General features: G+C 62.7%; 21 protein-coding genes. 8 read left to right on the plus strand and 13 right to left on the minus strand.

What is annotated here, in order from left to right; all coding sequences use genetic code 11:
- From FN835_RS05570 to cysS, 3 genes are all read right to left on the minus strand, one after another.
- On the minus strand, positions 1-717 hold a 717-nt coding region (locus FN835_RS05570; protein WP_142662226.1), incomplete at its 3' end, for a squalene/phytoene synthase family protein.
- The gene (gene cimA, locus FN835_RS05575; protein WP_142662227.1) at positions 714-2,333 is read right to left on the minus strand and encodes a citramalate synthase; all 1,620 of its coding nucleotides are present in this window, start codon (positions 2,331-2,333) and stop codon (positions 714-716) included. The genes cimA and FN835_RS05570, both read right to left, overlap by 4 nt.
- Positions 2,330-3,751: a cysteine--tRNA ligase gene (cysS, locus tag FN835_RS05580; protein ID WP_142662228.1), complete on the minus strand. Its 1,422-nt coding sequence runs from the start codon at positions 3,749-3,751 to the stop codon at positions 2,330-2,332. Before cysS ends, cimA begins: the two co-directional genes overlap by 4 nt.
- A gap of 167 nt (positions 3,752-3,918) precedes the next feature.
- Here cysS and FN835_RS05585 point away from each other — a divergent pair, with 167 nt between their 5' ends.
- Positions 3,919-4,260 (plus strand): MmcQ/YjbR family DNA-binding protein, encoded by a 342-nt coding sequence (locus tag FN835_RS05585; RefSeq protein ID WP_142662229.1) that lies wholly within the window; start codon positions 3,919-3,921, stop codon positions 4,258-4,260.
- An 89-nt stretch (positions 4,261-4,349) separates the two neighbouring features.
- Here the strand turns inward: FN835_RS05585 and FN835_RS05590 are convergent, their stop codons facing one another.
- The 5 genes from FN835_RS05590 to FN835_RS05610 form a co-directional block, all read right to left on the minus strand.
- Positions 4,350-4,808: a pore-forming ESAT-6 family protein gene (locus FN835_RS05590; RefSeq protein WP_142662230.1), complete on the minus strand. Its 459-nt coding sequence runs from the start codon at positions 4,806-4,808 to the stop codon at positions 4,350-4,352.
- A 107-nt stretch (positions 4,809-4,915) separates the two neighbouring features.
- On the minus strand, positions 4,916-6,013 hold the full coding sequence (locus tag FN835_RS05595) for an ABC transporter ATP-binding protein (protein WP_142662543.1): 1,098 nt from the start codon (positions 6,011-6,013) through the stop codon (positions 4,916-4,918).
- Positions 6,014-6,063: 50 nt separating this feature from the next.
- Entirely contained in the window at positions 6,064-6,870 is an 807-nt protein-coding gene (locus FN835_RS05600; RefSeq protein WP_142662231.1) for an ABC transporter permease, read from the minus strand.
- A complete protein-coding gene (locus FN835_RS05605) occupies positions 6,867-7,736 on the minus strand; it encodes an ABC transporter permease (RefSeq protein WP_142662232.1) in 870 nt (289 codons plus the stop codon). Before FN835_RS05605 ends, FN835_RS05600 begins: the two co-directional genes overlap by 4 nt.
- A 143-nt stretch (positions 7,737-7,879) precedes the next feature.
- Positions 7,880-9,340 (minus strand): DNA recombination protein RmuC, encoded by a 1,461-nt coding sequence (locus FN835_RS05610; RefSeq protein WP_142662233.1) that lies wholly within the window; start codon positions 9,338-9,340, stop codon positions 7,880-7,882.
- Positions 9,341-9,481: 141 nt separating this feature from the next.
- Between FN835_RS05610 and FN835_RS05615 the strand changes: the two genes are divergently transcribed.
- Positions 9,482-10,030 carry an NADPH-dependent FMN reductase gene (locus FN835_RS05615; RefSeq protein ID WP_142662234.1) on the plus strand — a complete coding sequence of 183 codons (549 nt, stop codon included), beginning with the start codon at positions 9,482-9,484 and terminating at the stop codon, positions 10,028-10,030.
- A 17-nt stretch (positions 10,031-10,047) separates the two neighbouring features.
- Here the strand turns inward: FN835_RS05615 and FN835_RS05620 are convergent, their stop codons facing one another.
- From FN835_RS05620 to dnaG, 3 genes are all read right to left on the minus strand, one after another.
- Complete coding sequence (locus FN835_RS05620; RefSeq protein WP_142662235.1) at positions 10,048-10,401, minus strand: hypothetical protein; 354 nt, start codon at positions 10,399-10,401, stop codon at positions 10,048-10,050.
- A complete protein-coding gene (gene rpoD, locus FN835_RS05625) occupies positions 10,398-12,386 on the minus strand; it encodes an RNA polymerase sigma factor RpoD (protein ID WP_142662236.1) in 1,989 nt (662 codons plus the stop codon). The genes FN835_RS05620 and rpoD overlap by 4 nt, the downstream gene beginning before the upstream one ends.
- A 157-nt stretch (positions 12,387-12,543) precedes the next feature.
- Positions 12,544-14,463, minus strand: a complete 1,920-nt coding sequence (gene dnaG / locus FN835_RS05630; protein ID WP_142662237.1) for a DNA primase — start codon at positions 14,461-14,463, stop codon at positions 12,544-12,546.
- A gap of 184 nt (positions 14,464-14,647) precedes the next feature.
- Here dnaG and FN835_RS05635 point away from each other — a divergent pair, with 184 nt between their 5' ends.
- Positions 14,648-15,001: a hypothetical protein gene (locus tag FN835_RS05635; RefSeq protein WP_142662238.1), complete on the plus strand. Its 354-nt coding sequence runs from the start codon at positions 14,648-14,650 to the stop codon at positions 14,999-15,001.
- Positions 15,002-15,023: 22 nt separating this feature from the next.
- Entirely contained in the window at positions 15,024-16,187 is a 1,164-nt protein-coding gene (locus FN835_RS05640) for an alpha-hydroxy acid oxidase (protein ID WP_142662239.1), read from the plus strand.
- A gap of 39 nt (positions 16,188-16,226) precedes the next feature.
- On the opposite strand, the gene FN835_RS05645 is transcribed toward FN835_RS05640, so the two are convergent.
- Positions 16,227-17,273 carry an acyltransferase family protein gene (locus tag FN835_RS05645; RefSeq protein ID WP_142662240.1) on the minus strand — a complete coding sequence of 349 codons (1,047 nt, stop codon included), beginning with the start codon at positions 17,271-17,273 and terminating at the stop codon, positions 16,227-16,229.
- Between the two features lie 177 nt (positions 17,274-17,450).
- On the opposite strand from FN835_RS05645, the gene FN835_RS05650 reads away from it, so the two are divergent.
- The 3 genes from FN835_RS05650 to gluQRS all read left to right on the plus strand — a co-directional run bounded on the left by FN835_RS05650 (position 17,451) and on the right by gluQRS (position 20,349).
- On the plus strand, positions 17,451-18,077 hold the full coding sequence (locus tag FN835_RS05650) for a 50S ribosomal protein L25/general stress protein Ctc (protein ID WP_142662241.1): 627 nt from the start codon (positions 17,451-17,453) through the stop codon (positions 18,075-18,077).
- 107 nt (positions 18,078-18,184) lie between these two features.
- Positions 18,185-19,522 (plus strand): methylenetetrahydrofolate--tRNA-(uracil(54)-C(5))-methyltransferase (FADH(2)-oxidizing) TrmFO, encoded by a 1,338-nt coding sequence (gene trmFO / locus FN835_RS05655; RefSeq protein WP_142662242.1) that lies wholly within the window; start codon positions 18,185-18,187, stop codon positions 19,520-19,522.
- A complete protein-coding gene (gluQRS, locus tag FN835_RS05660; protein ID WP_142662243.1) occupies positions 19,504-20,349 on the plus strand; it encodes a tRNA glutamyl-Q(34) synthetase GluQRS in 846 nt (281 codons plus the stop codon). The genes trmFO and gluQRS overlap by 19 nt, the downstream gene beginning before the upstream one ends.
- Here the strand turns inward: gluQRS and hisI are convergent.
- Positions 20,338-20,697: a phosphoribosyl-AMP cyclohydrolase gene (gene hisI / locus FN835_RS05665; RefSeq protein WP_142662244.1), complete on the minus strand. Its 360-nt coding sequence runs from the start codon at positions 20,695-20,697 to the stop codon at positions 20,338-20,340. The two genes, gluQRS and hisI, sit on opposite strands and share 12 nt — an antisense overlap.
- Positions 20,698-20,763: 66 nt before the next feature.
- On the opposite strand from hisI, the gene FN835_RS05670 reads away from it, so the two are divergent.
- Positions 20,764-21,201 carry an iron-sulfur cluster assembly scaffold protein gene (locus FN835_RS05670; protein WP_142662245.1) on the plus strand — a complete coding sequence of 146 codons (438 nt, stop codon included), beginning with the start codon at positions 20,764-20,766 and terminating at the stop codon, positions 21,199-21,201.
- Positions 21,202-21,323: the final 122 nt, after the last annotated feature.

Raw genomic sequence — 21,323 nt, forward strand, 5'->3', positions numbered from 1 at the left:
CTTGCGGAATTCCGAGGGTTGCACGGCATTCAGCGCCTCGATCCCCTTGGGCGCGGCAGCAAGGATCGGCTTGACGCCTGCGCCTGCGAACAGGATCGGGGCGACGCGCCGCGGAACCTGGCGGCGATGCGCCTTTGCCTCGGCCAGCTTGGCGCGTGCCATGCTGGCAAGCGTGGCCAGCGCTTCGGGCGAGGGATCCCAAAGCCCCAGCGCCAAGCCCTGAAGTGCCGGCAGACCCGCCAGCCAATTGGCAATCCCCGCCCCTTCGGCCTGCGCCTGAATGGCGGGCGTCGCCGCCTTCGGCCCATCATCAAGGGCCTCGGCGGCGAATAGCGCCAGCGGCACGGCAGTTGCCCGCACATATGCCGCGACGGCTTCCGGCCCGTCATGCGGCTCGCGCGCCGTGTCGCGGCGGCGGGGTTCGGCCAGCGCGGCAAAAGCCGCGGCACGTGGACCCCAGGCCTCGGCCAAAGGCGTCAGCAATTCATGCGATTGCGGCTTGCCCTGACCCAGATCCTCCAGCCGTTCGATCCACCATTGCAGCCGCATTTCTGCGATCAGCGGCTCGTTCGAGGCCAAGGGCGCGCGGGCAAGCTCAAGGTTCAGCGCGTAAAGCGTCAGCAGCTTCGGCCGCGCATCTGCAGGGGCCAGCAGGCAGATGCCGAAGCGGTCGGGATCGTGTTCGCGCAAGGTGTCGGCGCAAAGATCAAGGCTCATGCCGGGGTCACCTTGTCGCGGATCAGCTTCCAGCGGATCGCTTCGACCAGCGCCTCGAAACTGGCATCGACGATGTTCGGTGATACGCCCACGGTGGACCAGCGATGGCCCTGATGATCGGCGCTTTCGATATTGACGCGCGTGGTCGCCTCGACCCCCGCGCCGGTAATGCGGACGCGGAAATCGGTCAGGTGCATGTCGCTGATCGCCGTCTGATAAGGACCAAGATCCTTGGCCAGCGCCCGCCACAGCGCGTTGACCGGGCCCAGATCATCACCGTCCGGGCCGATGCTTTCGCTGACCGACAGCATCCGCTGCCCACCGATCTGCACCACGACCACCGCCTCGGACACCGAGATGCGGCGGCCGGCGGCATTCTTGCGCCGCTCGATCGTGACGCGGTAGCGGTCCACGTCGAAGAAATGCTGCATCCGGCCCAGTTCGGTCAGGGCCAGCAGCTCAAAGCTAGCCTGCGCGCCGTCATAGGCATAGCCCGCCTCCTCGCGCATTTTCACCAGATCAAGGATGCGCGACAGGGCCGGGTCGTCACGTTCAACGGCAATCCCGGCCTCGGCCAGCCTGGCGCGCAGGTTCGACTGGCCCGCCTGGTTCGACATCGGGATGATGCGTTCATTGCCGACCACGCCGGGGTCGATATGTTCGTAGGTGGCGGGGTTTTTCAGGATCGCGCTGGCATGAAGCCCAGCCTTGTGGGCAAAGGCCGACGTCCCGGCATAGGGCGCAGCGCGGGACGGCGCTCGGTTCAGGATTTCGTCCAACCGGCGCGAGATGCGGGTCAGCCCCGCCAGCGCGTCGCGGGTCAGACCGATTTCCAGCGTCGAGGCATAGGGCTTTTTCAGCACCAGCGTCGGCAGCAGCGTCGTCAGGCTGGCATTGCCGCAGCGTTCGCCCAGACCGTTCAGCGTGCCCTGGATCTGGCGCGCGCCCGCATCCACAGCGGCCAGCGTGCAGGCGACCGCATTGCCGGTGTCATCATGGCAATGGATGCCCAGATGATCGCCCGGAATACCTGCCGCGATGACCGCCCGCGTCACTTGGCCCACGCGACCCGGCAAGGTGCCGCCATTGGTGTCGCACAGCACGATCCACCGCGCGCCCGCATCCAGCGCGGCCCGCAGGCAGGCAACGGCATAAGCCGAATCATCGGCATAGCCGTCAAAGAAATGCTCGGCATCAAACAGCGCCTCGCGGCCTGACGCGACCAGATGTGCGATCGAGGCGCGGATGTTTTCAAGGTTTTCGTCCAGCGTGATCCCCAGCGCCTCACGCACGTGAAAGGGATGGGTCTTGCCGACCAGACAGACCGAGGACGTGCCCGCATTCATCACCGCCGCCAGCACTTCGTCGTTTTCCGCCGACCGCCCGCTGCGCTTGGTCATGCCGAACGCCGTCATCGTGGCGCGGGTCGCGGGTGCGGTTGCGAAGAATTCGCTGTCCGTCGGATTGGCACCGGGCCATCCGCCTTCGATGTAATCGACACCAAGCTGGTCCAGCATCAGCGCAATCTCGACCTTTTCGGCGGCCGAAAACTGAACACCCTGCGTCTGCTGCCCGTCGCGCAGCGTCGTGTCATAGATATAAAGCCGTTCGGTCACAGCAAAGCCCCCAGGGCGGCGGCATCAAGGCGCGGGCCCGCAAGCAATTCGATGCCGGTTTTCGACATCCGCACCTCGACCCCGGCATCGGTCAACGCGGTTTTCAACGCGTCCACGCCGGAAAAGTCCTTGCTGGCCATCGCCGCCGCGCGCAGGTCAGTCAGCTTTGCAGTCAGGCTTTCCAGCGCATCCTTGACCGAGAAGTTCACATTCTCGATGCGGCCCAGATCGTGGCGCATCCAATCGCCCATATCCGGCAGCAACAGCCCCATGAACTGCGCCGAGGCCAGCAGCCGTGCCGGATCGTCCTTAAGGCTGTAAAGCACGGCGATCGCGCCTGCGGTGTTCAGGTCATCGGCCAATGCCTCGATCACGCGCGGATCGGGGGTCGAAGGTGTGACGCCCTTGGTCAGCACCCGCCAGTCCCACAAGGTATCCTCGGCGGTTTGCGCCTTGTCCGAGGTCCAGTCCATCGGCTTGCGGTAATGTGTGGACAGCAGGACAAACCGAATGACCTCTCCCGGAACGCGCTTTTCCAGAAGGTCGCGGACGGTGAAGAAATTGCCCAGCGATTTGGACATCTTCTTGCCTTCGACCTGCAGCATTTCATTATGCAGCCAGATACGGGCGAATTCGCCATGCGGATGGGCGCAGCAGCTTTGCGCGATCTCATTCTCATGGTGCGGAAATTGCAGGTCGATGCCGCCCGCGTGGATGTCGAAACTGTCGCCCAGCAGTTCATGCGACATGGCCGAGCACTCGATATGCCAGCCGGGCCGCCCCCGGCCCCAAGGGCTGTCCCAGCCGGGAAGCTCGGCATCCGAGGGCTTCCACAGCACGAAATCCATCGGGTCTTCCTTGAAGGGCGCGACCTCGACCCGCGCACCCGCGATCATGTCATCGACCGAGCGGCCCGAAAGACGGCCGTATTCCGCGAAAGAGCGCACGCGGAACAGCACATGGCCGTCCTTCGCATAGGCATGGCCGCCGTCGATCAGGCTTTCGATCATCGCGATCATCTGCGGGATGTAGTCGGTGGCGCGCGGCTCATGGTCCGGGCGCAGCGCCCCCAGCGCATCCATGTCGGCGTGATACCAGGCGATCGTTTCGGCGGTGCGTTCGCGGATCAGATCCTCAAGCGAGCCGGGGACGCCTGCTTTCTGGCGCTGCAGGGCGGTCGCGTTGATCTTGTCATCGACATCGGTGAAATTGCGCACATAGGTCACGCGATCCGCGCCATAGACGTGGTGCAAAAGCCGCACCAGCATGTCGATCACCACCACGGGACGGGCATTGCCCAGATGGGCGCGGTCATAGACCGTCGGGCCGCACAGATAGATGCGCAGGTTTTCGGGGTCGATGGGCTGGAAAACCTGTTTCCCGCGCGTCTTGGTATTCGTCAGTCTGATCTCGACCATGGCTTCCCTCGGACTTTGCCCCTGATGCGGGCGCATTGGTCACGAAGGAACGCCCGCCTGAATTTTCAGCCGGTAATGATGCAGCGGATGGTGGCGGCGTCGAACTTCATGCATCCGCCATAAACCATCGCCTTGCCTCTGCCAAGAGACGCTGCAACAGTGATCGGATGAGCCGTGAATTGGTCAATGAAATCTGCGCTGCACAGCCGGGGGCCGAATGGTCCGACCCGTGGGGTGGCGGGCATGATTGCTGGAAAGTCGGCGGCAAGATATTTGCCGTGATCGGAACGGTTGGCACGCATGTTTCAGTCAAGACCGACAGCGTGGAACTGGCCGCGTTGCTAATTGAAACCGGGGTCGCGGAACGCGCAGCCTATATGCATGGAAGCTGGGTCGCGCTGCCGCTGGATTCCGCGCCCGATGAATTGGCGCATCGGCTGCGTCACAGCTATCGTCTGATCCGCAGCGCCTTGCCGCGCAAGACGCAGGCCGGATTGCCGCCACTGTGATCGGGCACGAAAAAGCCGACCCCGCATGACGCGGGATCGGCCCTTTGAGCCGGGCGGCGGTCCAGCCGCCCTGCCCCATGGAAAGCGGATCAGGCCGGAACTTGCGTCGCAAGCTGCTGAAGCAGCGCGTCCATCTGTTTGCACAGCGCATCTTCGGTGGTCTGCTGTTCGGTCGCGGCATCAGCCAGCGAACGCTCGACCCCCATGGCCGAAACGGTGCCTTCCTTGCCCTTGGCTTCGGCAGCATCGCCCTTGGCGGTGTCGCCTGCGGGGATCATGGTCAGCAGCTTGGTCTGCGTCTCGACCGCTTTGCCGTCGATGAAGCCTTTGTCCTGGCAATAGCTCAGGACGCCCAGCTGGTTGCGGGCGCTTTCATAGGCCGCGCCGCTGTCCTGCATGGCGGCGGCAGGAGCCTCGCCCTGGGCCTGAGCTTCGGCGGCGGGCGCTGCCGGGGCGGCAGGCGCAGCTTCCTGGGCAAAGGCGAAACCGGCGGTCAGCGTCGAGGCGGCGACGGCCAGTGCAGGAAGGATGGCGGAACGTGCGATCATCTTGGATCTCCGTCTGTTGCAGTATGGACGGAAGGTGGCACGTCATGCGCGGCTCCGCAAATCGGCCACGGCAAGATTTTGCTGAATCATACGGAAATCAGCGGAAATCAGCGAAACAGGACCAAAGACCCCGGAGACCAGCTCACATTCGTGCGCGTGCCGACATCCTGCACCTCGCGACCAAAGACGTTGCGCATCGCGATGCGGACCGGACGCGCCCGTCCGTCCGCGCTGGCCGAACCGTCCAGCCGCACGTCGTAATAGGTCATGTCGCCATAATAGACGACCTCGTCGATGACACCCGCCGTCGCGCGGCTTTGCTGCGGCTGACCGGGGGCGACCAGCGACACGGCCTCGGGGCGGAAACCAACGGTCGGGCCTTCGTCGCCGGGATCGGATTTGCTGACATTCGACATGGGAATCTCGACGCGGCCAAGGCCGGGCACGTCAACCTCGACCCCGCTTGCGGTTTCGCCCAGCACATGCGCGGGCAGGAAGTTCATCACGCCGATGAAATTCGCCACGCGACGGCTGGTCGGACGGGCATACAGCGCCTCGGGGCCGTCAAGCTGGGCGATCTGGCCATCGAACATGACGGCAATGCGGTCGGACATGACCAGCGCCTCCTCCTGATCGTGGGTGACCAGAACGAAGGTGATGCCGACCTGACGCTGCAGCTTGATCAATTCAACCTGCATCTGTTCGCGCATCTTGCGGTCCAGCGCCGATAGCGGCTCATCCAGCAGCAGCACCTTGGGTTTCAGGATCAGGGCGCGGGCCAAAGCGACCCGCTGGCGCTGGCCGCCCGACAGCGCATGGCTGGCACGGGCGCCGTAACCCTTAAGGCCGACCATGGCCAAGGCTTCCTCGACCGCCGCGGCCTTTTCGGCCTTGCTGCGCGGATCACGGCGCAGGCCGAAGCCCACGTTCTCGGCCACGGTCAGATGCGGAAAGATCGCATAAGACTGGAACACCATATTTGTCGGGCGGCGGTTTGCAGGCACATCCTGCATATCCTGCCCGTCGATCAGCACGACGCCCGAGGAAATATCCTCAAACCCAGCAATCGTGCGCAAAAGCGTGGTCTTGCCGCAACCCGAGGGGCCGAGCAGCGAGAAGAATTCGCTTTCCCGTATCGTCAGGTCGATGCCCCGCAGCGCGTGATAATCGCCGTAATATTTCTGCACGTTCCGACATTCGATCATCGGCTTTGCAGTGGCGGTGCGCGCGCGGTGTTCTGCGGTGCTGGTCGTCGTCACAGGAAGCCTCCGGTATCCTTGGCGCCGGTCTTCGCGATACCGCGACGGCGGAAATATTCGGCAATGGTCAGCAGGATGATCGACATCACCACCAACACCGTCCCCAGTGCCATGATCATCGGGATCTGCTTGGGGAAACGCAGCTGGCTGAAGATATAGGTCGGCAGCGTCGGTTCGTTTCCGGCCAGGAAGAAAGCGATGATGAATTCGTCCAGGCTGATCGTAAAGCTCATCAGCAGGGACGAGATGATGCCCGGCATGACCAGCGGCAGGATGACCAGCCGGAACGCGCTCCACTTCGTTTCGCCCAGATCATAGGCCGCTTCCTCAAGCGAACGGTCGAGCGAGTTGAAGGCCGTGGACAGGATCACCGTGGCATAGGGCATGCAGATCAGCGTATGGCCAAGGATCACCGTCAGGATGTTCAACTGCACCCCGATCGACAGCAACACCACCAGAAGCGAGATCGAGACGATGATCTCGGGCAGGACCAGCGGCAGCATGATCAGGCCCATGATCGGACCCTTGCCCGGAAATTCGAACCGGGTCGAGGCGCGGGCCGCGAACACCCCCAGACAGGTCGCAAAGACCGAAGATGACACCGCGATGATCAACGAATTCGTCAGCGCGCGCCGCAACGAGGCATTCTCGAACATCTGGCCGAACCAGTCGGTCGTGAACCCTTTCAGCGGAAAGGCGATGATCGTGCCGGAATTGAACGCAAAGATCGGCAGCAGGATGATCGGCGCGTAAAGGAACAGCAGATAAAGGATCGCATAGATCCGCAGACCGCCGCCCTTCATTGCTTCACCCTCAGGAAGCGTCGGTTCAGCGCGACGAAGATCAGCGACATGATCGCCACGATCAGCATTGCGGTCACCGCCAGCGCCGAACCCATTGGCCGGTTATCCAGATCCAGCATCTGCGCCTGTATCATATTGGCGATCATCGGGATCTTGCCCCCACCTATCAGGGCGGGCGTCACATAGTCCCCGATGGTCGGGATAAAGACGATCAGCGCCGCGGCGACCACGCCCGGCATCGCCAAGGGCAACGTCACACGCCAGAATGTCATGATGCGGCTTTCACCCAGATCGCGCCCCGCTTCCAGCAACGAGCGGTCGATCTTTTCCAGCGCGATGAAGATCGGCAGGATCGCAAAGGGCGCATAGGCATGTGCCAGCGTGATGACCATCGAATTGACGTTATACAGGATGAAGGTCAGCGGCTGTTCGATGATGCCCAGCGATTTCAGCCCGGAATTGATCACACCATTATAGCCGAGGATCACCTTCCACAGGAAAACCCGGATCAGGTAGCTGGTCCAGAACGGTATGGTGATCAGGAAAAGCCACATCGACTTTTTCCTGGGATCGACCACGAAGCTTAGGAAATAGGCAACCGGGAAGGCCAGAACCACCGTCACCAGCGTGACCAGCGCGGCCACGCCCAGCGAACGCAGCATGATCTTGTGAAAGATCGGGTCGCCCCAGACCGTGCGGTAATTGTCGAAGGTGAATTCGCGAATGACCGTCAGGTAGCCGTCCTTGAGAAAGGAATAGGCCAGGATCGTCAGCAATGGCGCGGCCATGACAAGGACCGCATACCCCAAGGGGGGTGCAATCAGGCCAAGCCCTTGCGTTTTCTGCGATCGGTTTCCTGATGCCATGCCGCCGCCCTTGCCGCCCAGTTATCCGGCCCGAATGTGCCTGCCCGTGTCAGGCCTAGTTTCCACAAAGGGCCGAAAAGGAAAAGCAGTTTTCCGCGTATCCCGCCCTATGGCCGTCAATTTCTTTGCTATTGCGAAATCGGTTATTCGGCTGCCTCACTTGGTGGCGGCAGGCTGTCCGCATCATGATCCAGCGCAAGGCTTTTCTGCGTGCGCGCACCCAGTTCGCGCAGCATCTCGGCCTGCCGGATGACATTGCCCGACCCGCGGGTCAGCCGGTCCATCGCCGTCGCATGGCTTTTCTGCGCCTTGTCCAGTGCGACCCCCACATCCTCGATTGATGAGACGAAGCCGTGCAACTTGTCATAAAGCTGGCCCGCGCGGGAAGCGATCTGCATGGCATTGCTTTCGCGCCGCTCGACCGTCCAGATGTGATCGACGGTGCGCAGGGTCAGCATCAACGTGGTCGGCGTCGCCAGCCCCACGCGGTTTTCCATCGCGAAACGGGCCAGATCGGGATCGACCCGCAGGGCTTCGGAAAACGCGCCTTCGACCGGGATGAACATCAGGACGTAATCCACCGAACCTTCGTCCAGCGCCTGATAGCCCTTGGCGGCAAGCTGCTGCACATGGCCGCGAACCGATTGCACGTGGCGGCGCAGCGCAGCTTCGCGCAGCACGCCGTCCTCAAGGTTCACCGCCTCCTCATAGGCGTTCAGCGACACCTTGCTGTCGATCACCAGCAGCTTGCGCTGGGGCATCTTGACGATCACGTCCGGGCGCCACAGCTTGCCATCGCCGTCGCGATGACTGGTCTGAGTCAGGTAATGCGTGCCCGAGATCAGGCCGGAATCCTCAAGAATACGCTCAAGGATCATCTCTCCCCATGCGCCGCGCTTCTGGCTGTCGCCTTTCAGCGCGCGGGTCAGCGCCACCGCTTCCTGAGAGATCTGCTCGGATCTTTTGTGCAGATATTCGATCTGTTCCTTGAGCCGCGCGCGTTCTTCGTCGGTGGCCTTGTTGCGCGCCTGCAATTCGGTCTGGAACCGGTTCACCTGCTCGCGAAAGGGATTAAGCAATGCGTGCAACTGATCGCCATGCGCCTTTTGCATCTCGACGCCCTGCGACTTCAGCGTCTCATTCGCCATCAGTCGGAAATGGCCCGTCATCTCCTCGCGCAGTTCGCGCAGGGTGGCGATGTCGCGTTCAGCGGCCTCGCGGTCCTTTTCGGCCGCAAGGCGCGTTTCGGCCAGTTGGCGTTGGGTTGTGGACAGGGATTGCCGCTCCCGATGCAGCGCATCGGTCAGGCCGTCCCGTTCCTCCAGCAACTCCTGCATCCGCTGGGTGATCGACTCGGCCCGCGTCTCAAGCCGGCTGACGGCAAGCAACTGATCGCGCAGCTTGTGCGATTCGCCTTCAAGCTGCGCGCGCCAATCCGCCTCTCGCCCAGCGTGATCACCCCGCGCCAGTTCCTGCGAACGCCGTGTTCGCCACAGGGAAACAAGGCACAGCGCCAGCGCCAGCGCCAGCAGCCCGGCCAGAAGTTGCAGATTTCCCGCATCCCCAAGCCATGCCTGAATTTTTCCCGTCACGTCCTGCGGCATCCGGTTTTCCCGAGTTCTGACTGTTTTATGCTCTGCGCGCGACTGTTCACCTTTTACCCCGGAATTGCAAGCAAAAGCCCCCTTTGAAGCCGGGCATTATCTGCCTAGCTTTTTATCGAACGCGGTAATCAGGAGATGACCATGACCAAGACCGTTGCGCTTCTCGTCGGCTCGCTTCGCAAGGATTCGATCAACCGCCGCCTTGCCAAGGCGCTGGAAAAGCTGGCCGAAGGCAAGCTGACCTTTACCGAGGTCAATATCGGCGCACTGCCCCATTACAACGAGGATCTGTGGGAAAACGTCCCTGCCTCGGTCACCGAACTCAAGCAGACAGTCGAGGCCGCCGATGCGGTGCTGGTCGTCACGCCGGAATACAACCGCAGCTTTCCGGGCGTGATCAAGAACGCGATGGACTGGGCCAGCCGCCCCTATGGCAAGAATTCATGGTCGGGCAAGCCCGCTGCCGCGACCGGAACCTCGGGCGGCGCGATCGCCTCGGCTGTGGCGCAGTCGCATCTGAAAAGCGAGCTGCTGAACCAGAACATGGTCGTGATGCACCAGCCCGAAGCCTATGTGCAGTGGAAGGAGGAGGCATTCGCAGCAGATGGCAGCATCACAGACGAAAGCATCCGGAAGTTCCTGCAGGCATATGTCGATGCCTTTGCGCGGTTTGTCGAAAAGCACGGCTGACGGTCCTGGACGGTGGGTCAGCGGCCCATCGTCCAATCCCACACCGCCTGCGCTTGGGATTCGTCGGACAGGCGCAGCTTGACCTCGCCCTTGTCCTTCCACCGTGCGTCGGGGAATGCGTCCAGCATTGCGGCCGGGTCCACAAGACCTGCGCGAATGGCGGGGCGGCGGCTATACCACAGCACCCAGCCCTGATTCATCACTGCCGAAAACATCCAGTCGTCGCCGTGATAGAACCTCAGATCGTGCTGGATAAAGCCGTTTTCGGTCAGATCACGCCGCCAGCCCGCAGGCAGGGCCACGCTTTGCAAGCAATCCCAAGCGGCACGGGCACCATCCAAGGCGCCCGCAGCAGGTGAAACATCACTCATTGGTCAAGAAACGACCGCAGCTTGCGCGACCGCGACGGATGTTTCAGCTTTCGCAGCGCCTTCGCCTCGATCTGGCGGATACGTTCGCGGGTCACGCTGAACTGCTGGCCGACTTCCTCAAGCGTGTGATCGGTGTTCATGCCGATGCCGAAACGCATCCGCAGCACACGTTCCTCGCGCGGGGTCAGGCTGGCCAGCACCCGCGTGGTGGTTTCCTTGAGGTTTTCCTGAATGGCGCTGTCCAAAGGCAGCACGGCATTCTTGTCCTCGATGAAATCGCCAAGCTGGCTGTCTTCCTCGTCCCCGATCGGGGTTTCCAGCGAAATCGGTTCCTTGGCGATCTTCATCACCTTGCGGACCTTTTCCAGCGGCATCTGCAGCTTTTCGGCCAGTTCCTCGGGCGTCGGCTCGCGGCCGATTTCGTGCAGCATCTGGCGGCCGGTGCGGACCAGCTTGTTGATCGTCTCGATCATGTGGACCGGGATGCGGATCGTGCGGGCCTGATCGGCGATGCTGCGCGTGATCGCCTGACGGATCCACCACGTCGCATAAGTCGAGAACTTGTAGCCGCGCCGATACTCGAACTTATCCACGGCCTTCATCAGACCGATATTGCCTTCCTGAATAAGATCAAGGAATTGCAGGCCACGGTTCGTGTATTTTTTAGCAATCGAGATCACCAGACGCAGGTTGGCCTCGACCATTTCCTTTTTCGCCTGACGCGCTTCTTTCTCGCCGCGCTGGACCTGGTTCACGATGCGGCGGAATTCTTCGATATCCACGCCGACGTGCTGACCGACCATCGCCATGTCACCGCGCAGGTTTTCGACCTGCGGCCGCGATTTTTCGAACAGGGTCTGCCAACCGCGACCCTTGTTGCCCGCCATGCGGTCAACCCAGGTCGGGTCAAGCTCGGACCCGCGATAGGCGTCGATGAATTCACGGCGGTTGATGCGCGCGGCATCGGCCAGCTTCACCATGCCTGAATCGATGGTCACGATACGGCGGTTGATGCCGTAGATCTGATCGACCAGCGCCTCGATGCGGTTGTTGTGCAGGTGCAGTTCATTCACCAGCGCCACGATGCGCGAACGCAGGTGCTGATAGGCGATCTCTTGAGCGGCCGAGAAGGTGCCATCCTCGTTCAGCGTGGCGGACATGCGGTTGTCCTGCATATGCGCCAGTTCTTCGTAGCCCTGCGCAATGGCTTCCAGCGTCTCAAGCACCTTGGGCTTCAGCGATGCTTCCATGGCCGAAAGCGACAGGTTCTGGCCGTCCTCGTCGTCTTCGTCATCCTCGCCACGGCCCATGGGGTTGCCGTCGGCGTCCAGTTCCTCGTCTTCGCGCTGTGCCGAATTGCCTGCGGGACGCGGGTTCTCTTCTTCGGGCAGGACTTCCTCATCCTCGCCCTCTTCGTCCATCGAGCGGCCGAAGGTGGTTTCCAGATCGATCACGTCGCGCAGCAGGATGTCTTCGTCCAGAAGCTCCTGCCGCCACATGGTGATGGCCTTGAAGGTCAGCGGGCTTTCGCAAAGACCCGCGATCATCGTGTTGCGCCCGGCCTCGATCCGCTTGGCGATGGCGATCTCGCCCTCACGCGACAGCAGCTCGACGCTGCCCATCTCGCGCAGATACATGCGGACCGGATCGTCGGTGCGGTCCAGCTTTTCGGTTTCGGTCGTGGCAATGGCGACTTCGCGCGAATTGGAACTGGTCGTCGCCAGTTCGCCCGCGCTTTCGCCTTCGTCCGCTTCCTCATCCGTTTCGACGACGCGAATGTCCATTTCGGACAGCATCGACATCACATCCTCGATCTGGTCGGAACTGACCTGTTCGGGGGGCAGAACGGCATTTAGCTGGTCATAGGTGATGAAGCCGCGTTCACGCCCTTCGGCGATCATGCGTTTCACCGCCGCTTGGCTCATGTCCAGCGAGTGATCGTCGTCCTTGGTGTCGGGCTTCTGGTCGTCGTCGTTGGCTGCCATGCTGGCTCCCTTGAAGCGTTGATTCGCGAATCAGCGAATCGGGATCGGCTATCGGGCGTTTCTAATCGAGTTTGCTGGCAGTTTCAAAGCCTGCAGCCCGCAAAAAAGGCCCATATGATTCGGGGCAGAAGGCCGATTCGTCTGCCCCCTGCCCGGTTCAGCGGCGCGGTTTGCGCCAGATTTCGTTTTGAAGCGCCGCGCGCAGACCTGCCGCAAGCGCCTCCCGGTCCTCGCCCAGATCGGACAGGTCGGCCAATGACGGGCTGTCGGCTTGTTGCCGGGCGCGGGCCGATTGCGCCACGCGCCAGGTCAGCCCCTCATCGGCCAGTCCTTCGATCTCGGCGACGGCGCGGGCAATTTCTTCGCGTGCAATGCGCCGCGCCTCGATGCGATCCAGAGCATTGGCCAGAATTTCCGCTGCCGCATCGCCATCCTGCGGTCGCAGGATCGCCGGAGCCGCTTTGACATGGGGCTCGGCCATGATGCTTTCAAGGGCGCGTTGACCCGCCTGCGACTGCGATCCGGCCAGCAGATCATGGACCAGTTGCGCGCGGTCGCCGTCACCCGGCTCCAGCCTTTCAAGACGCGGCTCGACCGGACCGATCAGATGGGGATGGGTGGCGCAGATCGCAAGGATCATCGCCTCGATCATCTCCTCGGCGGCGCGCTCATTCGCCTCGGGCGAGGAAAGCCGCGATGCGCGGGTGGACGCGACCGGGGCCACGGGCACGACCCCGCGCATCCCTTTGGGTTGCCAGACCTGCTGCGGACGCGGCGCGACATCGCGGCGGCGGTTGGAAAAAAGCTCCCATTTCAGGTTCTTCAGCGCCTGAAAATAATGGTCGCGCGTGTCCTTGTCGGCAATCCTGGCGATAGCGTCGCCAAGCGACTTGTCCAGCGCCGCCTTGCGTTCGGGGCTGTCGAAAACCTTGCCCTCGGTTTCGCGTTTCCACAGCAGATCGACCAAGGGCCGCGCGTCTTCCAGCACGCCAGACATCGCAGGCGCACCCTTGGCACGGATCAGATCGTCCGGGTCTTGCCCCTCAGGCAGAAAGGCGAAGCGAAGGGCCTGCCCCGGCGCGGTCATCGGCAGCGCCAGATCAATCAGGCGCATCGCGGCGCGCAGGCCCGCCGTATCGCCATCCAGCGCAATCACCGGCTCGGGCGAGATACGCCACATCAGCCGCAGCTGATCTTCGGTGATCGCGGTGCCAAGGGGGGCGACAGCGCCGTCGAAGCCCGCGCGCACCAGCGCAATCACGTCCATGTAACCTTCGGCCACGATCAGCGGCCTGCCTTTGGCGACCGCCGCGCGGGCCGGACCGATATTATAAAGGTTGCGGCCCTTGTCGAACAAAGGCGTTTCCGGGCTGTTGAGATATTTCGCCCGCGCATTCGGGTCCATCGCCCGCCCGCCAAAAGCGATGCAGCGCCCCCGCGCATCGCGGATCGGGAACATGATGCGACCCCGGAACCGGTCGAACGGCGCACCCCCGTCATCGGGCTTGGCGCAAAGCCCTGCCTCGACGATCAGCGCCTCGGCAATGCCTTTGCTGCGCAGCGCGTTGAACAGGCCCTGCCGCTGATCGGGCGCATAGCCGATGCCGAACTGCTCGGCCGCCGCCCCGTCCAGCCCGCGCCGCTTCAGATAGGCCCGCGCGTCTTCGGCAACGCCCATGCCAAGCTGCATCCGATACCAGCGCACGGCCTGTTCCATCACCTCGACCAGTTCGGTGCGGCGGTCGGCGCGTTCCACCGCGCGCGGGTCGCGTTCGGGCATTTGCAGGCCTGCCTCGGACGCCATCAGCTCAACCGCATCCATGAAGCTCATGCCCTCGGCCTCGCGCAGAAAGGTCAGCGCGTCGCCTTTGGCGTGGCAGCCAAAGCAGTAGTAAAATCCCTTTTGGTCATCGACGTGAAAGGATGCGGTCTTTTCGCCATGGAATGGGCAAGGCGCCCACCAATCCCCCTTGGCCTGATTCGAGCGGCGCTGATCCCAGACCACCTTGCGCCCGATGACGCGCGACAATGGCACGCGGGCGCGGATTTCATCAAGGAACTGGGGTGGCAGGCTCATGCTGTCTTATATCGTAATCGAATGCGGTGAGGAAAAGGGATTTCGGGTCTGGATCGCGCCCAAGACCGGATTGCAGTAAATAACGACAATCCGCGCAGCGTCCAGACGCAGCCTTTATAGCGCATCTTGCCCAGACCTTGACCAAGCGCCTATGGTTCCGACGATTTCCAAGAAGGGCTGGGACATGAACGCTAAGCTGATCGGATATGCGGCGACGCTTTTGCTGCTGGCTGGCTGTGGCGACCGCATGGGCGATTACCCGGCACTGATGCCCACCGACCAGCTTTTGGCCGAACCGACGCTGCCGGAACATGCGCAGGATGCGGCGACCGATCCGACCGCAACCGATGCCGCTTTGCAGGGCCGTGCCGCCGGGTTGTCGGGCCGGTCGGGCGCAACCCCGGCCAACAGCGCCGATCTGAAGCGCCGCGCTGATGCGCTGCGCGCCCGTGCCAGCGCATTGGCCAAGACCTCGCTGGACGAATGCCCGGAAGGCGATACCAGCTGCACGCCGCCGCAAGACGGCGCAACAGAATAACAATGGGAGGAGAGGACCGCACATGCCCGTGATTACCAGCATCGACGACCTGAAGGCCATTTATCGCCGCAGGGTTCCGAAGATGTTTTACGACTATGCGGAAAGCGGCAGCTATACCGAAAGCACCTTCCGCGACAACACGACCGATTTCGCGCGCATCAAGCTGCGCCAAAAGGTCGCCGTGGACATGACGGGCCGCACCACCGAAAGCACCATGGCGGGCGAAAAGGTCGCGATGCCGGTGGGGCTTGCCCCGGTCGGCATGACCGGGATGCAATCTGCGGATGGTGAGATCAAGGCGGCACTGGCGGCCAAGAAATTCGGCGTGCCCTTTACCCTCTCCACCATGTCCATCTGCTCGATCGAGGATGTCGCTGCGGCCACGCAGTCGCCGTTCTGGTTCCAGCTTTACGTCATGCGCGACCAGGAATTCCTTGAGGCGATCATCGAACGCGCCAAGCGGGCGAATTGCTCGGCGCTGGTGCTGACGCTGGATCTGCAAATTCTGGGCCAGCGCCACAAGGATCTGAAAAACGGCCTGTCCGCCCCGCCCAAGATGACGCTGCCGGTGATGATGGATCTGGCGACCAAATGGCGCTGGGGGCTTGAGATGCTGCAGACCAAGCGCCGCTTCTTTGGCAACATCGTGGGACATGCCAAGGGCGTCGGCGACACCTCATCGCTGATGAGCTGGACTGCAGAACAATTCGACCCGCAGCTTGACTGGGTAAAGATCGCCCGCATCCGCGATCTTTGGGGCGGCAAGCTGATCCTGAAAGGCATCAACGACCCCGAGGACGCCCGCATCGCCGCTGATTTCGGCGCGGACGCGATCATCGTCAGCAATCACGGCGGTCGGCAGCTGGACGGCGCGGCCAGTTCGATCCGTATGCTGCCCGACATCGTCGAGGCAGTGGGCGACCGCATCGAGGTGCATCTGGATAGTGGCATCCGCTCGGGTCAGGACGTGTTGAAGGCTTTGGCGATGGGCGCACATGGCACCTATATCGGCCGCGCCTTCATCTACGGCCTTGGCGCGATGGGAGAGGCCGGCGTGACCAAGGCGCTTGAGGTGATCCACAAGGAGCTGGACATCACCATGGCACTTTGCGGTGAACGTGATGTGAAAAACATCGGGCGGCATAACGTGATGATCCCGCGCGATTTTCTTGAGCCCTACCTGTAAGCACGATCATTTGCCTGCAGCCTTGACCCGGCTGCAGGTTCACGGCTCGGCAATGGTGATGGCGGCAGCGACGGCTGCGGCCACAGGCGCGGCCTGCCCCAGACCCGGCGCGATGATCGCGGACTTCTTGCGCACGCGCCGACCCATGCGCGCGACCAGAACGCTGTAAAGCAGCGCGACCAGCGTCGGGACCAGCACGCCAAACGCCATCAGCCCCAGCAGATCATGCACGCCGAAATAATCGGCCAGGCGGAACGCCCAGATATGCAGGAAATAGATCGTGGCCGATACCAGCCCCAGATCGACCGGCTGCGGCGGCATTTCGACCTGTAGCGCCAACATGAACATCGCAGGCACCGCCAGATAGGTCGCCAGCGGAACCTCGATCAGCACGCTTGTTCCCAGATGGGCCTGAACGAACCAAGCTTCGGCCGCCAGCAGCAGGACGCCAAGCGCTGCGAACGCAATGGCCTGACGGCGCGGCGGCATGGCGCCCCAACCCTCGGCCTCGATCCGGGAACGGATCAGAAAGCCCATGGCCACAAAGGGGAAGCACATGAAAAATCCGTTGCGATACCGCTGCACCGAAATATGCGCCAACCCAGTAAGGTCGGCATATTGCATCGCAACGCCCATGATCCCCAGAACAACGGCTGGCAGGATGATGAACCAGTGCGCGTGCGACGGTGCAATCCGGCGCCCCAGCCAGTTCAGCGCGATCACCCCCAGCCCGCCGAAAAACAGGCCGATCAGAAACCAAAGGTGAAAGAAACCCCAGAACATCGAGGTGGCAAACGACCAGACCCCCGTCACCTGCCCCTGCCAGATCGGCAGATAGGCCAGCATCCAGAACAGATACAGCGCCATCACGCGCTGCAGCCATTTGCCCGCTTTACCGCGCACGATTGCAACTTGCAGGAAATAGCCCGCAATGATGCAGAACAGCGGCACGACAATCCGCATCAGACCGTTGCCCAGCACGAAAATTCCGGGGCTCAGGTGATTCTGCATCCAGTTCGTATGTGCAAGCACGACGAAAAGTGCCAGAAGGGTTTTGAGATAATCGAGTGAGTGAAAACGGCGCAACTTATGAAACTCCGACTACATTGACGGATTTGCGCCGATCCACAGATTCTGGCAAGCGATTTTGTGCCGAAAGCTGCAAATTTTAGCTTCACAAGGCAGACGCGCCACGTTATACGCGCGCCTTCGACCACGCACCCTTGGAGGATGGTCGAGTAACCTATGAAAAGGAATAAAATTATGGCCAAAGAGATCCCAGATCTGGTGGCCGAGGCACGCGCGGGGACAGGCAAGGGGGCCGCCCGCCAAGCTCGCCGCGAAGGCAAGGTGCCCGGTATCGTTTATGGTGACGGTAAAGACCCGTCCCCGATCGCCCTCGAATTCAACTATCTGCTGACCAAGCTGCGTGCTGGCCGCTTCCTTTCCACGCTGTGGAACCTGAAAGTGGAAGGCCAGGAAGACGTTCGCGTCGTCTGCCGCGGCGTTCAGCGCGATGTGGTGAAAGACCTGCCGACGCATATCGATTTCATGCGCCTGCACCGCAACACCCGCGTGAACCTGTTCATCCACGTCGATTTCGTCAACCATGACGAAGCCCCCGGCCTGAAGCGCGGCGGCACTCTGGTTGTCGTGCGTCCCGAAGTTGAACTGATGGTTACCGCCTCGGACATCCCCGATCACATTACGGTTGACCTGACCGGCAAGCAGATCGGCGATACCATCCACATCGAAGACATCGTGCTGCCCAAAGGCGTCAAACCGACGATCGACCGTAACTTCGTCATTGCGAACATCGCCGCGCCCTCGGGCCTGCGTTCGGAAGACAATGCCGAAGCCGCAGCCGAAGGCGAAGCCGCCGAGGCCTGATCTCGGGCTTCAAGCTGACAGTATCGGGCGGCATCCCCAGCGGATGCCGCCCTTTCTCATGGTGCGGCGTGATGCTATGACCCGCGCCTGACGCGAAGGGGAATGCGATGGAACCAGTTCACATCATCGGTGCCGGTCTGGCCGGATCCGAGGCCGCATGGCAGATCGCGCAGGCGGGCGTGCCCGTCGTGCTGCACGAAATGCGACCCACCGTCGAAACCTTTGCCCATCGCACCGGCGATTGCGCGGAAATGGTCTGCTCGAACAGCTTCCGCTCGGACGACGACCAGATGAACGCCGTGGGCCAGTTGCATTGGGAAATGCGCGCGGCGGACGGGCTGATCATGGCCATGGCCGACAAACACCGCCTGCCCGCAGGCGGCGCGCTGGCCGTGGACCGCGATGCCTTTTCGGCGGCGGTCACAGCTGTGCTGCAGGGTCACCCGTTGGTCAGCTTCGCCCCCGGAGAGATCACCGACCTGCCCACGGAAGGCCGCTGGATCGTCGCAACCGGGCCCCTGACCTCGGCGGCCCTGGGCCAGTCCATCCTGCAGGCGACGGGCGAAGGCGCGCTGGCCTTTTTCGACGCCATCGCCCCCATCGTCCATGCCGACAGCATCGACATGCAGGTCTGCTGGCTGCAAAGCCGCTACGACAAGGGCGAGACCGAGGAAGAACGCACCGCCTATATCAACTGCCCGATGACCAAGGCCGATTACGAAGGCTTCATCGACGCGCTGCTGGCCGCCGACAAGGCCGAGTTCCGCGAAGGCGAGACGGCTGGCTATTTCGACGGCTGCCTGCCGATCGAGGTCATGGCCGAACGCGGCCGTGAAACCCTGCGCCACGGCCCGATGAAGCCCGTGGGCCTGACCAACGCCCACAACCCCACGGAAAAAGCCTATGCCGTGGTCCAGCTTCGCCGCGATAACGCATTGGGGACGCTGTATAATATCGTGGGCTTCCAGACCAAGATGAAATACGGTGCCCAGACCGAGGTGTTCCGCCGCATCCCCGGCCTGCAAAATGCCAGCTTCGCGCGGTTGGGCGGCATCCACCGCAACACCTTCCTGAACTCACCCTTGCTGATCGACGACCGGCTGCGGCTGCGCGCCCGCCCCAACCTGCGCTTTGCAGGTCAGGTTACCGGGGTCGAGGGCTATGTCGAATCCGCCGCCATGGGTCTGCTGGCAGGCCGCATGGCCGCTGCCGAGGCGCTGGGGCGCGACCTGCCCCCGCCCTCGCCCGCCACATCCATGGGCGCGCTGGTCAACCACATCACCGGCGGCGCGGATGCCAAGACCTTCCAGCCGATGAACGTGAATTTCGGTCTTTACCCGCCGCTTGATGACATCCGCGGCGGTCGGCGCGGCCGCAAGGACCGCTACCCGGCCTATACCGATCGCGCCAAGGCGGATTTCCGGGCATGGCTGGCCACACAGTAACGCGCTTCGCGCCCTCGCCCACCGGGCCGCTGCATCTGGGGCACGCCTTCGCGGCGCTGACGGCGGCGCGGCTGGCCTCGCCCGGCGGGTTCCTGCTGCGGATCGAGGATATTGACCAAAGCCGCAGCCGCCCGGAATACGAGGCGCAGATCGCCACCGACCTGCACTGGCTGGGGCTGGACTGGCCGGAGCCCGTCATGCGCCAGTCGGACCGCCTGCCCGCCTATCAATCGGCGCTGGACCGTCTGGCGGCGCTGGACCTGCTGTATCCCTGTGACTGCAACCGTGCCGACATCCGCGCCGCGTTGTCGGCCCCGCAGGAAGGTGCACCGATCATCGGACCCGACGGTCCGGTCTATCCCGGCACCTGCCGTCATCGTCCCATGGCCGAGGCTAACCCGCACGACGCGATCCGCCTGAACGCAGACCGCGCGTTTCATCACCTGCGCCTCGGCACGCTTGGCTTCCACGACGAAACCATGTCGCATCCAATGCATATGTCGCACACCGATTTTCTAACGAAAATCGGCGATGTGGTCTTGGCCCGGCGCGGCATGGGGACCAGCTATCACCTGTCTGTGGTGGTCGATGATGCGGCCCAAGGCATCACGCTGGTCACCCGCGGCACGGATCTGCTGGAAAGCACCCATATCCACATCCTGCTGCAACGCCTGCTGGGTCTGCCGACGCCGCGCTATCACCATCACCGCCTGATCCGCGACGATGACGGCAAGCGGCTGGCCAAGCGCGACGATGCCCGCGCCTTGCAGCTTTATCGGGACCAAGGCGTGTCGCCCACGCAGATCCGGGTCATGCTAGGCCTCTGAAGGCGCCATGATCACGACCTCAGCCCCGTCGCGCACGGCGGTGTAAAAGCAACTGCGCCGGTTGGTATGACAGGCAGGCCCCGTCTGATCGACCAGCACAAGCAAGCAATCACGGTCGCAATCCACCCTCAGTTCGACCAGTTTCTGCACATGACCCGAGCTTTCGCCCTTGATCCAGAAGGCCTGCCGCGACCGCGACCAATAGGTCACACGCCCAGACGCCAGTGTTTGCGTCACGGCCTCGGCGTTCATCCACGCGACCATCAGCACCTCATGCGAAGCATGATCCTGCGCCACAACGGGGATCAGACCGTTGGCGTCATATTTCAAGCTGGCGGGATCGAACATCGGCTTTCCTTTCGGCATTGCCGCACCTATCTAGTCGGGACGCGCTCCCAGGGAAAGCCCAAGGCCATGTCCGCAACCTCCGACAGCGATCTGATGCAGCTTTATTCGCGGCGCATTCTGGCACTGGCCACGGACATCCCGCATCTGGGCAAGCTGGAGAATGCGACCGGCAGTGCCCATCGCCGTTCCCCGCAATGCGGATCATCGGTGACGGCGCATGTCCGGATGGAAAACGGCCGCATAGCGGATTTCGCGCAAGAGGTGCGGGCCTGCGCGCTTGGTCAAGCCTCGGCGGGTGTGCTGGGCCAGCAGGTTATTGGCCGCAGCCGCGATGAAATCGCCCGCGCCCGCGACGAATTGGCAGCGATGCTGAAAACGGACGGACCCGCCCCGCAAGCCCCGTTCGAGGCATTGGAGACCCTGCTTCCCGCCCGCGAATTTCCCAATCGCCACGCCTCGATTCTGTTGGCATGGGACGCGACGCTGGGCGCGATCGACGCCTGATTTCTCGGTTCTTCAAATACCCCCGCCGGAGGCGTTCTTACGGCACTTTCGGAATAAGCTGAAACCGACATGAAAAAGCCGGCCCCCTGCGGGACCGGCAGTTACGCGCATTCTGCGACCGG

This window comes from Paracoccus laeviglucosivorans, from assembly GCF_900182695.1.
GTDB lineage: Bacteria > Pseudomonadota > Alphaproteobacteria > Rhodobacterales > Rhodobacteraceae > Paracoccus > Paracoccus laeviglucosivorans.

Bases quoted from the DNA above. Each gene is read 5' to 3' on its own strand.
- hisI (WP_142662244.1), bottom strand. From the start codon at position 20,697: ATGTTCGATCCCGCCAGCTTGAAATATGACGCCAACGGTCTGATCCCC.
- FN835_RS05620 (WP_142662235.1), bottom strand. From the start codon at position 10,401: ATGAGTGATGTTTCACCTGCTGCGGGCGCCTTGGATGGTGCCCGTGCC.
- FN835_RS05595 (WP_142662543.1), bottom strand. From the start codon at position 6,013: ATGATCGAATGTCGGAACGTGCAGAAATATTACGGCGATTATCACGCG.
- trmFO (WP_142662242.1), top strand. From the start codon at position 18,185: ATGGAACCAGTTCACATCATCGGTGCCGGTCTGGCCGGATCCGAGGCC.
- gluQRS (WP_142662243.1), top strand. From the start codon at position 19,504: ATGGCTGGCCACACAGTAACGCGCTTCGCGCCCTCGCCCACCGGGCCG.
- FN835_RS05635 (WP_142662238.1), top strand. From the start codon at position 14,648: ATGAACGCTAAGCTGATCGGATATGCGGCGACGCTTTTGCTGCTGGCT.
- FN835_RS05605 (WP_142662232.1), bottom strand. From the start codon at position 7,736: ATGGCATCAGGAAACCGATCGCAGAAAACGCAAGGGCTTGGCCTGATT.
- FN835_RS05585 (WP_142662229.1), top strand. From the start codon at position 3,919: ATGAGCCGTGAATTGGTCAATGAAATCTGCGCTGCACAGCCGGGGGCC.
- cysS (WP_142662228.1), bottom strand. From the start codon at position 3,751: ATGGTCGAGATCAGACTGACGAATACCAAGACGCGCGGGAAACAGGTT.
- FN835_RS05670 (WP_142662245.1), top strand. From the start codon at position 20,764: ATGTCCGCAACCTCCGACAGCGATCTGATGCAGCTTTATTCGCGGCGC.
- dnaG (WP_142662237.1), bottom strand. From the start codon at position 14,463: ATGAGCCTGCCACCCCAGTTCCTTGATGAAATCCGCGCCCGCGTGCCA.
- FN835_RS05650 (WP_142662241.1), top strand. From the start codon at position 17,451: ATGGCCAAAGAGATCCCAGATCTGGTGGCCGAGGCACGCGCGGGGACA.
- FN835_RS05640 (WP_142662239.1), top strand. From the start codon at position 15,024: ATGCCCGTGATTACCAGCATCGACGACCTGAAGGCCATTTATCGCCGC.
- FN835_RS05590 (WP_142662230.1), bottom strand. From the start codon at position 4,808: ATGATCGCACGTTCCGCCATCCTTCCTGCACTGGCCGTCGCCGCCTCG.
- FN835_RS05615 (WP_142662234.1), top strand. From the start codon at position 9,482: ATGACCAAGACCGTTGCGCTTCTCGTCGGCTCGCTTCGCAAGGATTCG.
- FN835_RS05610 (WP_142662233.1), bottom strand. From the start codon at position 9,340: ATGCCGCAGGACGTGACGGGAAAAATTCAGGCATGGCTTGGGGATGCG.
- FN835_RS05600 (WP_142662231.1), bottom strand. From the start codon at position 6,870: ATGAAGGGCGGCGGTCTGCGGATCTATGCGATCCTTTATCTGCTGTTC.
- rpoD (WP_142662236.1), bottom strand. From the start codon at position 12,386: ATGGCAGCCAACGACGACGACCAGAAGCCCGACACCAAGGACGACGAT.